Annotated in this window: 9 protein-coding genes and 1 pseudogene; 8 read left to right on the forward strand and 2 right to left on the reverse strand. The window is 70.0% G+C overall.

What is annotated here, in order from left to right; genetic code table 11:
- The first annotated feature begins 135 nt into the window (after positions 1 to 135).
- From tig to clpX, 4 genes are all read left to right on the forward strand, one after another.
- Positions 136 to 1,521, forward strand: a complete 1,386-nt coding sequence (gene tig, locus ACH4TP_RS14915; protein ID WP_389221918.1) for a trigger factor — start codon at positions 136 to 138, stop codon at positions 1,519 to 1,521.
- A gap of 240 nt (positions 1,522 to 1,761) precedes the next feature.
- A complete protein-coding gene (locus ACH4TP_RS14920; protein ID WP_190156659.1) occupies positions 1,762 to 2,379 on the forward strand; it encodes an ATP-dependent Clp protease proteolytic subunit in 618 nt (205 codons plus the stop codon).
- A 65-nt stretch (positions 2,380 to 2,444) separates the two neighbouring features.
- Entirely contained in the window at positions 2,445 to 3,107 is a 663-nt protein-coding gene (locus ACH4TP_RS14925) for an ATP-dependent Clp protease proteolytic subunit (RefSeq protein ID WP_189801817.1), read from the forward strand.
- 156 nt (positions 3,108 to 3,263) lie between these two features.
- On the forward strand, positions 3,264 to 4,547 hold the full coding sequence (gene clpX, locus ACH4TP_RS14930) for an ATP-dependent Clp protease ATP-binding subunit ClpX (RefSeq protein WP_015033605.1): 1,284 nt from the start codon (positions 3,264 to 3,266) through the stop codon (positions 4,545 to 4,547).
- 69 nt (positions 4,548 to 4,616) lie between these two features.
- Here clpX and ACH4TP_RS14935 read toward each other — a convergent pair whose 3' ends face one another.
- Positions 4,617 to 5,582: a hypothetical protein gene (locus ACH4TP_RS14935; RefSeq protein WP_389221914.1), complete on the reverse strand. Its 966-nt coding sequence runs from the start codon at positions 5,580 to 5,582 to the stop codon at positions 4,617 to 4,619.
- A gap of 138 nt (positions 5,583 to 5,720) precedes the next feature.
- Between ACH4TP_RS14935 and ACH4TP_RS14940 the strand changes: the two genes are divergently transcribed.
- Entirely contained in the window at positions 5,721 to 8,348 is a 2,628-nt protein-coding gene (locus ACH4TP_RS14940) for a valine--tRNA ligase (RefSeq protein ID WP_389221912.1), read from the forward strand.
- Positions 8,349 to 8,482: 134 nt separating this feature from the next.
- Complete coding sequence (locus ACH4TP_RS14945; RefSeq protein ID WP_398178642.1) at positions 8,483 to 9,622, forward strand: sensor histidine kinase; 1,140 nt, start codon at positions 8,483 to 8,485, stop codon at positions 9,620 to 9,622.
- A 1-nt stretch (position 9,623) separates the two neighbouring features.
- Here the strand turns inward: ACH4TP_RS14945 and ACH4TP_RS14950 are convergent, their stop codons facing one another.
- Positions 9,624 to 10,646, reverse strand: a complete 1,023-nt coding sequence (locus ACH4TP_RS14950) for a rod shape-determining protein (protein WP_398178639.1) — start codon at positions 10,644 to 10,646, stop codon at positions 9,624 to 9,626.
- Positions 10,647 to 10,746: 100 nt separating this feature from the next.
- On the opposite strand from ACH4TP_RS14950, the gene ACH4TP_RS14955 reads away from it, so the two are divergent.
- A complete protein-coding gene (locus ACH4TP_RS14955; RefSeq protein WP_389221906.1) occupies positions 10,747 to 12,249 on the forward strand; it encodes a bifunctional folylpolyglutamate synthase/dihydrofolate synthase in 1,503 nt (500 codons plus the stop codon).
- Positions 12,250 to 12,253: 4 nt separating this feature from the next.
- Positions 12,254 to 12,366 (forward strand): annotated as a pseudogene (locus ACH4TP_RS14960) (DUF4233 domain-containing protein); the annotation flags it as partial.

The raw sequence follows: 12,366 nt of genomic DNA on the forward strand, positions 1-12,366 counted from the left end.
CGTTGTGGGCGTCATCCCGCTTGCGGTTACTATGCAAGCTGCGTGCCCGTGTGTCTCTCTGACCGGGCCGACCCGCCGGAACCGCCACACGCGGCCCCGGCGGATTCCAGGAATCAGCCACAAGGAGACCGAACCGTGAAGAGCGCCGTGGAGACCCTGAACCCGACCCGGGTTCGGCTCACTGTCGAGGTGCCCTTCGAGGAGCTCAAGGACAGCCTCGACGCGGCGTACAAGAAGATCAACCAGCAGGTCACGGTCAAGGGCTTCCGTAAGGGCAAGATCCCGGCTCGCGTGATCGACCAGCGGTTCGGCCGCGGCGCCGTGCTGGAGGAGGCCGTCAACGACGCGCTCCCGAAGTTCTACACCGAGGCCGTCAACGAGGCCGAGGTCAACCCGCTCGGCCAGCCCGAGGTCGACATCACCGAGCTGAAGGACGGCGAGCTGCTGGCCTTCACCGCCGAGGTCGACGTCCGCCCGACGATCGAGATCCCGGACTACTCCGGCATCGAGGTCACCGTCGACGCGGTCGAGGTCACCGACGAGGACGTCGAGAAGTCCGTGGAGCAGCTCCGCGAGCGCTTCGCCTCGACGAAGGCCGTCGAGCGCGCCGCCGCCGAGGGCGACGTCGTCACCATCGACCTGGAGGCCAAGGTCGACGGCGAGGTCCTGCCCGACGGTGTCGCCTCGGACGTCTCGTACACCATCGGCTCCGGCGAGCTGCTCGACGGCATCGACGAGGCCGTCAAGGGCCTGGAGGCCGGTGGCGAGGCCACCTTCACCTCGCAGCTGAAGGGCGGCTCCGCCGAGGGCAAGGACGCCGAGGTCACCGTCAAGGTCACCGCCGTCGCCGCCCGTGAGCTCCCCGAGCTCGACGACGAGTTCGCGCAGATGGCGTCGGAGTTCGACACCCTCGACGAGCTCAAGGCCGACAGCCGCAAGCGCCTCGAGAACATGAAGCAGTTCGACCAGGCCACCCAGGCCCAGGAGCGCGTCCTCGACGAGCTCCTCAAGCTGGTCGAGGTCCCGATGCCCGAGAAGCTTCTCGAGGACGAGATCAACACCCGCAAGCACAACCTGGAGCACCACCAGCTCGGCCAGATGGGCCTCGACCTCGCGAAGTACCTGGAGATCCAGGGCAAGACCGAGGAAGAGTTCCTGGCCGAGACCAAGGAGCAGGCCGAGAAGGGCATCAAGACGCAGTTCATCCTCGATGAGCTCGTCAACAAGGAGAAGCTCGACGTCTCCCGCGAGGAGCTCACCGAGCACCTGTTCCGCCGTGCCGCCTCCTCCGGCATGAGCCCCGACCAGTTCGCCCAGGCCGTGGCCCAGCAGGGCCAGGTCCCGATGCTCGTCGGCGAGGTCGCCCGCGGCAAGGCCCTCGCGGTCGTCGTCGAGGCCGCCACGGTCAAGGACACCAACGGCGAGATCGTCGACCTCTCGGACGACGAGGACGAGGTCGAGACCGCCGCCGAGGCCGTCGAGGCCGTCACCGGCGAGGCCGAGGTCTCCGAGGACAAGTAAGGGCCCCCGCCCCCGGCGGACCCTGCTCCACGGGCCCGTACGCACTGCTGTGCGTACGGGCCCGTGGACGTACCCGGACCGGCTTATGCGCCCCCAACTACCTTGCGCTCCCAGCGAACAGTTCGGGAACCGGGATGGCGTTGTCCGACCTGCGCGTTAGGGTCCATGAATACGAGGGCACTGCCCTCAGAACAAGACGCTGAGACGGCTTGGGGCCGTCGGAGACGAGCAGGTGGATACGTGACGAATCTGAAGCCTTACGCCGCGGGTGAGCCGTCCATCGGTGGCGGCCTCGGCGACCATGTCTACAACCGGCTGCTCGGCGAGCGGATCATCTTCCTCGGCCAGCAGGTCGACGACGACATCGCCAACAAGATCACCGCGCAGATGCTCCTCCTGGCCGCCGAGCCGGACAAGGACATCTTCCTGTACATCAACAGCCCCGGCGGCTCGGTGACGGCCGGCATGGCGGTCTACGACACCATGCAGTACATCCCGAACGACGTCGTCACCATCGGCATGGGCATGGCGGCCTCCATGGGCCAGTTCCTGCTCACCGGCGGCACCCCCGGCAAGCGCTTCGCGCTGCCGAACACCGACATCCTGATGCACCAGGGCTCCGCCGGCATCGGCGGCACGGCCTCCGACATCAAGATCCAGGCCGAGTACCTCCTGCGCACCAAGAAGCGCATGGCCGAGATCACCGCGCACCACTCCGGCCAGACCGTCGAGGCGATCATCCGCGACGGCGACCGCGACCGCTGGTTCACCGCGGAGGAGGCCAAGGACTACGGCCTCATCGACGACATCATCACGCACGCCGCGGGTGTTCCGGGCGGCGGCGGCACGGGCGCCTGAGCGCCGGCAGCCCGCCGAAGAGCCCCCAGCCCCCTCCGAACGCCACCAGGACGGTGAACACCCAGATGCAGAACAACCTCTCCCCGAGCGGCCTCTACACCGGCGCGCCGATGGACAACCGCTACGTCGTGCCGCGCTTCGTCGAGCGCACCTCGCAGGGCGTCCGCGAGTACGACCCGTACGCGAAGCTCTTCGAGGAGCGCGTGATCTTCCTCGGCGTGCAGATCGACGACGCCTCCGCCAACGACGTCATGGCGCAGCTGCTGTGCCTGGAGTCGATGGACCCGGACCGCGACATCTCGATCTACATCAACAGCCCCGGTGGTTCCTTCACCGCGCTGACGGCGATCTACGACACGATGCAGTTCGTGAAGCCGGACATCCAGACGGTCTGCATGGGCCAGGCGGCCTCCGCCGCGGCCGTGCTGCTCGCCGCCGGCACCCCCGGCAAGCGGATGGCCCTGCCGAACGCCCGCGTGCTGATCCACCAGCCGTCCGGCGGCACCGGCCGTGAGCAGCTCTCCGACCTGGAGATCGCGGCCAACGAGATCCTGCGGATGCGCAGCCAGCTCGAAGAGATGCTGGCCAAGCACTCCTCGACGCCGATCGAGAAGATCCGCGACGACATCGAGCGCGACAAGATCCTGACGGCCGAGGACGCCCTGGCGTACGGCCTGATCGACCAGATCGTCTCGACCCGCAAGAGCACGGCCGCCGCGGCAGCCTGACGCTCAACCTTCCCTCGCCGTGGTTGGTGTGGCCGAATTGCGACCATGCCAACCACGCCAAGGGGGGCCCGAACGGGGGGCCCGGCAAGGTACCGTCGAATATGAGGCACCAGGAGTCGCTGAACCAAGCACTCCCAGGCGAAGGGGAAGCACCTCGTGGCACGCATCGGTGATGGCGGCGATCTGCTCAAGTGCTCGTTCTGCGGAAAGAGCCAGAAGCAGGTGAAGAAGCTCATCGCGGGACCCGGTGTGTACATCTGCGACGAGTGCATCGACCTCTGCAACGAGATCATCGAGGAAGAACTCGCGGAGACGAGCGAGGTGCGCTGGGAGGAACTCCCCAAGCCCCGCGAGATCTACGAGTTCCTGGAGGGGTACGTCGTCGGCCAGGAGCCGGCCAAGAAGGCCCTCTCCGTCGCGGTGTACAACCACTACAAGCGCGTCCAGGCCGGCGAGAACGGCGGCGCGCAGGGCCGTGACGACGCCATCGAACTGGCGAAGTCCAACATTCTGCTGCTCGGCCCCACGGGCTCGGGCAAGACGCTGCTCGCGCAGACCCTGGCCCGCATGCTCAACGTGCCGTTCGCCATCGCCGACGCGACGGCGCTGACGGAGGCCGGCTATGTCGGCGAGGACGTCGAGAACATCCTGCTCAAGCTGATCCAGGCGGCCGACTACGACGTCAAGAAGGCCGAGACCGGGATCATCTACATCGACGAGATCGACAAGGTCGCCCGTAAGAGCGAAAACCCGTCGATCACGCGTGACGTGAGCGGTGAGGGCGTGCAGCAGGCCCTCCTGAAGATCCTGGAGGGCACGACGGCCTCCGTCCCGCCCCAGGGCGGCCGGAAGCACCCGCACCAGGAGTTCATCCAGATCGACACGACGAACGTGCTCTTCATCGTGGGCGGCGCCTTCGCCGGCCTGGAGAAGATCATCGAGTCGCGGGCGGGCGCCAAGGGCATCGGCTTCGGGGCGACCATCCGTTCCAAGCGCGAGATCGAGGCGAGCGACCAGTTCCAGGAGGTCATGCCGGAGGACCTGGTGAAGTTCGGGATGATCCCCGAGTTCATCGGCCGCCTCCCCGTCCTCACCTCCGTCCACAACCTGGACCGCGAGGCGCTCCTCCAGATCCTCGTCGAGCCGCGCAACGCGCTGGTGAAGCAGTACCAGCGCCTCTTCGAACTCGACGGCGTGGAGCTGGACTTCGACCGCCCGGCCCTGGAGGCCATCGCCGACCAGGCCATCCTCCGCGGCACCGGCGCGCGCGGCCTGCGCGCCATCATGGAGGAGGTCCTCCAGTCGGTCATGTACGAGGTCCCGTCCCGCAAGGACGTGGCCCGCGTGGTCATCACGGCCGACGTCGTCCGCAACAACGTCAACCCGACGCTGGTCCCGCGGATCGTGAAGAACGACGGCAGGCACGAGAAGTCGGCCTGAACCGCCCGGACATGAAAGGGGCGCCCCGCCGGTCGGCGGGGCGCCCCTTCGTCGTAAGGGTGCCGCGGATCAGAGCTTGACGCGGACTTCCTTGCGGAACTTGGCGGTGAGGGCGGCGGCGTCCTCGGGGGACTCGGCCTTGCCCGCCATCATCGAGGCCATGTCGGCCGGGACCACGAAGCCCACGGTGCTGTGGTCGGCCCACACGCACATGTTGATGGTGAACGAGGGCATCTTGGTGGTCGGATCGGCCTTCGTCTTGGCCTGCTGGCACTTCAGGACCGCGCCGTCGAGGTCGGCCGGCTCGTACGCCTGGGGGCTGCCCTGCAGCTGCGGCTCGTCGTCCTTGCCGGCGTCCTTCTCGGCCTCGGCCTTGGCGGTGGCGAAGATGAGGTCGACGACCTTCTCGGGGTCGTCGATCTCGCCGTAGAGGCCGCTGAACTGGAGCATCTTGCTGGCGAGGGGGTTGGCCTTGTTCTCCACCTGGTAGCCGGCCTGGACCTCCTTCGCGTTCTTGACGCCCTGCTTCTCGGCCTCCTCCAGGGACTTCTTGTCGGAGGAGTTCCCCTTGTCCGGCGCCTTCTTGTACTCGGTCAGCACCGTCTCCGGCGTGATCAGCTTGTGCGGGCCGTCGTCCGCGACCGCGCCGCCGCCACCGCCCCCGATCACGAAGTACGCCGCCACGCCGATCGCCGCGACCACCGCGATGCCGCCGATGACGAGGCCCGCCTTGGACTTCTTCGGGGCCGGGGGGTGGGGCACGTAGCCGCCGGGGCCCTGGGGGGCGCCGTACGGGGGCTGCTGGCCGTAGGGGGCAGGCTGCTGGGGGTAGCCGTAGGGGGGCTGCTGCGGCGGGACGCCCTGGGGGGCCTGCTGGGGGTATCCGTAACCCGGCTGCGGAGCCTGCGGCTGGCCGTAGGGGCCCGGCTGCTGACCGTACGGGCCCGGCTGCGGCGGCTGCTGGCCGTAGGGACCAGGCTGGCCGTAAGGGCCAGGCTGCTGGCCGCCGTACGGGCCCGGCTGGTTGTAGCTCATCGACAGGTTCCCCTCACAGGATGTTTATGCCTGGTGAACATCCTGTCGGAACCACGGAGCCGCAGGTGCGGCGGGGGCCACACCGTTACCGAACCAAAGCGTTTCGGGACAGTGGCGGGACACCCCTAAACTGGCCCCGTGACCGAGAACACTCAGCAGCAGACAGCGCCCACCACCGAACTGCCGACCACCTACGCGCCGGCCGAGGTAGAGGGGCCGCTGTACGAGCGCTGGGTAGACCGGGGGTACTTCACCGCCGACGCGAAGTCCGAGAAGCCGCCGTACACCATCGTCATCCCGCCGCCGAACGTCACGGGCGCCCTCCACCTGGGCCACGCCTTCCAGGTGACGCTCATGGACGCGCTGACCCGCCGCAAGCGCATGCAGGGCTTCGAGACGCTCTGGCTGCCGGGCATGGACCACGCCGGCATCGCGACCCAGAACAAGGTCGAGCAGCAGCTCGCCGAGGAGGGCAAGTCCCGCCACGACCTGGGTCGTGACGAGTTCGTCGACCGCGTCTGGCAGTGGAAGGACGAGTACGGCGGCCGGATCCTCGGCCAGCTGCGCCGCCTCGGCGCCGGCCTCGACTGGTCGCGCGAGCGCTTCACCATGGACGAGGGCCTCTCCAAGGCCGTCCAGAAGATCTTCAAGGACCTCTACGAGGACGGTCTGATCTACCGCGCCGAGCGCATCATCAACTGGTGTCCGCGCTGTCTGACCGCCATCTCCGACATCGAGGTCGAGTACCAGGACGACGCCGGCGAGCTCGTCTCCATCCGGTACGGCGAGGGCGAGGACAGCCTCGTCGTCGCCACCACCCGCGCCGAGACGATGCTCGGTGACACGGCCGTCGCCGTCCACCCGGACGACGAGCGGTACAAGCACCTGGTCGGCAAGCAGATCAAGCTGCCGCTGACGGACCGCACGATCCCCGTCGTCGCCGACGCGCACGTCGACCCCGAGTTCGGCACCGGCGCCGTCAAGGTGACCCCGGCGCACGACCCGAACGACTTCGAGATCGGCCGCCGCCACGAGCTGCCCTCGCTCACCGTCATGGACGAGCACGGCGTCATCACCGTCCACGGCCCCTTCCTCGGTCTGGACCGCTTCGAGGCCCGCTCGGCGATCGTCGGCGCGCTCAAGGAGCAGGGCCGGATCGTCGCCGAGAAGCGCCCGTACATGCACTCGGTGGGCCACTGCTCGCGCTGCAAGACGACCGTCGAGCCGCGCCTGTCGATGCAGTGGTGGGTCAAGGTCGGCCCGCTGGCGCAGGCCGCCGGCGACGCCGTCCGCGACGGCTCCGTCGAGATCCACCCGAAGGAGCTCTCCAAGCGCTACTTCGACTGGGTCGACAACATGCACGACTGGTGCATCTCGCGCCAGCTGTGGTGGGGCCACCGCATCCCGATCTGGTACGGCCCCGAGGGCCAGGTCGTCTGCGTCGGACCCGACGAGGAGGCGCCCGGCACCGAGGCCGAGGGCTGGACCCAGGACCCCGACGTCCTGGACACCTGGTTCTCCTCCGGCCTGTGGCCGTTCTCCACGCTCGGCTGGCCGGAGAAGACCCCGGACCTGGCGAAGTTCTACTCGACCGACGTCCTGCTCACCGGCCACGACATCATCTTCTTCTGGGTCGCCCGGATGATGATGTTCGGCCTGTACGCGATGGACGGCGAGGTCCCGTTCAAGACCGTTGCCCTGACCGGCCTCGTCCGCGACGAGTTCGGCAAGAAGATGTCGAAGTCCAACCCGAACGCGGTCGACCCGCTGGACTGGATGGACGCGTACGGCTCCGACGCCGTCCGCTTCACCCTGGCCAAGGGCGCCACCCCGGGTGCCGACGTCCCGATCGGCGAGGACTGGGTCCAGGCGTCCCGCAACTTCGCCAACAAGATCTGGAACGCGACCCGTTTCGCGATGATGAACGGCGCGAACATCGAGGGCCCGCTGCCGGACGCCTCCGAGATGTCGGCGACCGACCGCTGGATCCTGTCCCGTCTGAACGAGACGGTCGCCCAGGTCGACGCGTACTACGAGGACTTCCAGTTCGCCAAGCTGAGCGAGTCGCTCTACCACTTCGCGTGGGACGAGGTCTTCGCCTGGTACGTCGAGCTGTCGAAGACCACGTTCTTCGCGGGCGGCGAGGGCGCCAAGGTCTCCGGCCGGGTCCTCGGCGAGGTCCTGGACGTCATGCTGCGGCTGCTGCACCCGATCGTCCCGTTCGTCACCGACACCCTGTGGACGACGCTCACCGGCGGCGAGTCGCTCGTGATCGCCGACTGGCCGAAGGACAGCGGATTCCGCGACGAGGCCGCCGAGAAGGAGATCGAGCTCGTCCAGCGGGTCGTCACCGAGGTCCGCCGCTTCCGCAAGGAGCAGGGCCTCCAGGACGCCCAGAAGGTCCCGGCCCGCCTGACGCTCGACGGCACCGCGCTCGTCGCGCACGAGGCGGCCATCCGCCAGATCCTGCGCCTCCAGCCGGAGGGCGAGGGCTTCTCCGCCACCGCCTCCCTGCCGGTCGCCGGTGCCACCGTCGAGCTCGACCTCTCGGGCACGATCGACGTCGCCGCCGAGCGCAAGCGCCTCGCGAAGGACCTCGCGGCGGCCGAGAAGGAGAAGGCCCAGGCCGAGGCCAAGCTCGGCAACGAGGCCTTCCTCGCCAAGGCCCCCGACAACGTCGTGGACAAGATCAAGGGCCGCCTCGCCAAGGCGGACGAGGACATCGCCCGCATCCAGAACCAGCTGGCGAGCCTGCCGCAGGCCTAGGACGCGACGAAGGGGCCCGGAACCGTGCGGAACGGTTCCGGGCCCCTTCGGCTTTGTCCGTTTGTGGGTGACATCACGCGACTTGTGACCGAAGTCCATGGGGCCGGGACGAAAGACCCTGGATGATGGGAGACATGCTCCGCCTCCCCACCGTCCCCGCGCTCCGCCGTCGCGTGGACCGGTGGGCCGTCTCGCCCCGCGCCCTCGACGTCGTCGCCGCGCTCAGCGCCTTCGGCCTGATGGTCCTGGACGTGCCGGGGCTCGCCCGCGCCGACAACTCCCTCACCGGCGTCACCGCGACCCTGGTCCTGGCGGCCGGCGCGGCCACGCTCGTGCTGCGCCGCCGACTGCCCTGGCTGCCGTACGCGGTGGCGCTCGGCCTGATGGGCTGGCTGCACGAGCTCACCATGATCCAGTTCGCGCTGTACTCGATCGGCCGGTTCCGGGGGCGCCGCGCCGCCGTCGTCGCGACCCTGCTGTACGTCGGCGTCGCCTACGCCTACTTCCTCACGCCCGGCTGGCCCGCCAAGCACGGCGAGACCCTCAGCGAGTTCCTCAGCCTCGTCGTCCCGATCGGCGTCCTCGCGGCGGGCGTCGGCATCGCCGCGTACCGCCAGGACCTCGTCCGCGCCCTGGAGGCCCAGCGCCGCGAGGCCGCCGCCCGGCAGGCCGTGCAGGAGGAGCGGATCTCCGTCGGCCGGGACGTCCACGACCTGGTGGGCCGCGAGCTCACCGTCCTCGCGGTGCGGGCCGAGGTGCTCGCCGCACGGGCCAGGGGAGACGCCCACCAGAAGGACTTCGAGGAGCTCGCGGACACCGCCCGGCGCGCCCACCTCATGCTCAACGAGACGATCGTGCGCCGCGCCGACCGGGACGCCGCCACCCCCGGCCTCGAAGGGCTCGCCGCGCTCGCGGAGGAGGGCGAGCGGATGGGCAGCCCCGTCGACCTGACGGTCGCCGAGGAGGCCAAGGCGCTCTCCCCGCTCCGGCAGGCCGCCGTCCACCGGGTCGTCCGGGAGTGCCTCACGAACGCCGCCAAGCACGCGCCCGGTCTCCCGGTGACCGTCGCGATCACGGTCGAGGGCCCCGACCTGCGGATCGAGGTCCGCAACCCGCTGCCGAAGACCCCGCCGGCCCCGTCCCCCGTCTCGACCGGCACCGGCCTGCTCTCCATGGAGGAGCGCGTCACGAGCATGGGCGGCACCCTGAAGGCCCGCCGGGAGGACGGCGTCTACCGGGTGACGGCCCTGCTCCCTACGGGCCTCCAGAGGTAGGTCAGCGCACCGTCTCCGCCTTCCCCAGGACCCGCTGGAGCCCGTCGAAGTCCTCCACGCAGCGGCCCGAGCCCAGCGCCACGCAGTCCAGCGGCTCGTCGGCGACGAAGACCGGGATGCCGGTCGCCGAGGTCATGCGCAGGTCCAGGCCCGGCAGCAGCGCCCCGCCGCCGGTCAGCACGATGCCGTGCTCCATGACGTCGCCGGACAGCTCCGGCGGGCACTCCTCCAGGGTCGCCCGTACGGCCGCGATGACCGCCTCCACCGGCTCGTCGAGCGCGGCCCGCACCTCCGGCACCGTCAGCTCCACCGTCCTCGGCAGCCCGCTGACCTTCTCCCGCCCCCGGACGGTGAAGGTCCGCCGCTCGAACTCCTCGCCGCCCGGCACCGGCCAGGCCGAGCCGATCGCGACCTTCACGTCCTCGGCCGTCCGCTCGCCGACGAGCAGCGAGTGCTCCTTGCGGACGTAGTCGGTGATGGCCGTGTCGAGCCGGTCGCCGCCCACCCGCAGCGACCGGGCCGTGACGATCCCGCCGAGCGAGATCACCGCCACCTCGGTCGTACCGCCGCCGATGTCGACGACCATCGAGCCGCGCGGGGAGGAGACGGGGAGCCCCGCGCCGATCGCCGCCGCCATCGGCTCCTCGATGAGGTGGACCGCCCGCGCCCCCGCCGAGAGGGAGGCATGCACGATGGCCCGCCGCTCGACCTGGGTCACCCCGCTCGGCACGCACACCACCATCCGGGTGCGGGGCCGCCGCCGGCCCGGGACGGCCTTGCGGACGAAGTGCCGGATCATCTCCTCGGCCGCCTCGTAGTCGCTGATGACCCCGTCCCGCAGGGGCCGGATCGCGGTGATCGAACCGGGCGTGCGGCCGATGGTCTCCTTCGCCTCCGTGCCGACCGCGAGCGCCTGCCGGGAGCCCTCCTGGACCGCCACCACGGACGGTTCGTTGAGCACGATGCCCCGGCCCCGGGCGTAGAGGAGCGTGTTGGCCGTGCCGAGGTCGATCCCTATGTCCATGATCGCCAAGTTTGCCGGGGCGATCGCGCGGACGGGGGACCGAAAGTCCCGAAAGGGGTGGGTCCATGGTCCTGTCGGCACCCCTCCGTAGACTGGGCCTGTGAGTGAGCCGAGCGACCAGCGCGACGACCAGTTCGACGAGATCGTCGACGCCGAGACCGACCGAGACCCCGACCTGGCGGTGATCGAGGCCGGCAGCCGCACCCTGCGCGCCCAGGCAGGCCCGCCGCAGGGCGACCCCGTGCCCAGCCGCCCCGAGGACCCCGAGCTCGACAAGGCGCTGCGCGAGGTCGAGACCGAGCTGTCCACCCGCTGGGGCGAGACCAAGCTGGAGCCCTCCGTCACCCGGATCGCGGCCCTGATGGACGTCCTCGGCGAGCCGCAGCGCGCGTACCCCTCCGTCCACATCACCGGCACCAACGGCAAGACGTCGACGGCCCGCATGATCGAGGCCCTGCTCGGCGCCTTCGAGCTGCGCACCGGGCGGTACACCTCGCCGCACGTGCAGACCATCACCGAGCGGATCAGCCTGGACGGCGCCCCGATCTCCGCCGAGCGGTTCATCGAGACGTACCAGGACGTCAAGCCGTACGTGGAGCTGGTCGACGCCCGCGAGGAGTACCGGCTCTCCTTCTTCGAGGTCCTCACCGGCATGGCGTACGCGGCCTTCGCGGACGCCCCGGTGGACGCGGCCGTCGTCGAGGTCGGCATGGGCGGCACCTGGGACGCGACGAACGTCATCGACGCCTCCGTCGCCGTCGTCACCCCCATCGACCTCGACCACACCGACCGGCTCGGCTCGACCACCGCCGAGATCGCGGCGGAGAAGTCCGGGATCATCAAGCAGGGCGCGACCGTGATCCTGGCCCAGCAGCCGGTCGACGCGGCCCAGGTCCTGCTGAAGAAGGCCGTCGAGGTGGACGCGACCGTGGCCCGCGAGGGCATGGAGTTCGGCGTCGTCTCCCGGGAGATCGCGGTCGGCGGCCAGCTCCTCACCCTGCGCGGCCTCGGCGGCGAGTACGAGGACGTCTTCCTGCCGCTGCACGGCGCCTACCAGGCGCACAACGCCGCGGTGGCGCTCGCGGCGGTCGAGGCCTTCTTCGGGATCGGCGCCGAGCACGCCAGGACCCTGGACGTCGACACGGTGCGCCGGGCCTTCGCCCAGGTGGCCTCGCCGGGCCGGCTGGAGATCGTCCGCTCCTCGCCGACCGTCGTCCTGGACGCCGCGCACAACCCGCACGGCGCGCGGGCGACGGCGGAGGGCATCAGCGAGGCCTTCGGCTTCTCCCGGCTCATCGGCGTGGTCTCCACGAGCGGGGACAAGGACGCCAAGGGGCTCCTGGAGGCCTTCGAGCCGATCCTCGCGGAGGTCGTGATCACCGCGAACTCCAACCCGCGGGCCACCGACGTGGACGCGCTCGCCGCGCTCGCGGTCGAGGTCTTCGGCGAGGACCGGGTCGTCGTCGAGCCCCGGCTGCCCGACGCCATCGAGGCGGCGATCACCCTCGCGGAGGAGGAGGCCGAGTACGGCGGCGCGGGTGTCCTCGTGACCGGGTCGATCTTCACGGTCGGCGACGCCCGGCTGCTGCTGAAGAGGGGCTGAACCGATGCGTGTGCTCTGTTCCTCCACGCTCATCGGCGAGTTCTTCGTGATCGGCTTCGCCGGACTGGTCGCCATGAAGGACGACGGTCTCGCGATGTCCACCGTGTGGTGGGTCTG

The organism is Streptomyces sp. NPDC021012 (assembly GCF_044333355.1).
Classification (GTDB): domain Bacteria; phylum Actinomycetota; class Actinomycetes; order Streptomycetales; family Streptomycetaceae; genus Streptomyces.

Excerpts from the sequence above, each read along its gene's own strand:
- ACH4TP_RS14925 (WP_189801817.1), top strand. The coding sequence starts at position 2,445 with ATGCAGAACAACCTCTCCCCGAGCGGCCTCTACACCGGCGCGCCGATG.
- ACH4TP_RS14935 (WP_389221914.1), bottom strand. The coding sequence starts at position 5,582 with ATGAGCTACAACCAGCCGGGCCCGTACGGCGGCCAGCAGCCTGGCCCT.
- ACH4TP_RS14945 (WP_398178642.1), top strand. The coding sequence starts at position 8,483 with ATGCTCCGCCTCCCCACCGTCCCCGCGCTCCGCCGTCGCGTGGACCGG.
- ACH4TP_RS14950 (WP_398178639.1), bottom strand. The coding sequence starts at position 10,646 with ATGGACATAGGGATCGACCTCGGCACGGCCAACACGCTCCTCTACGCC.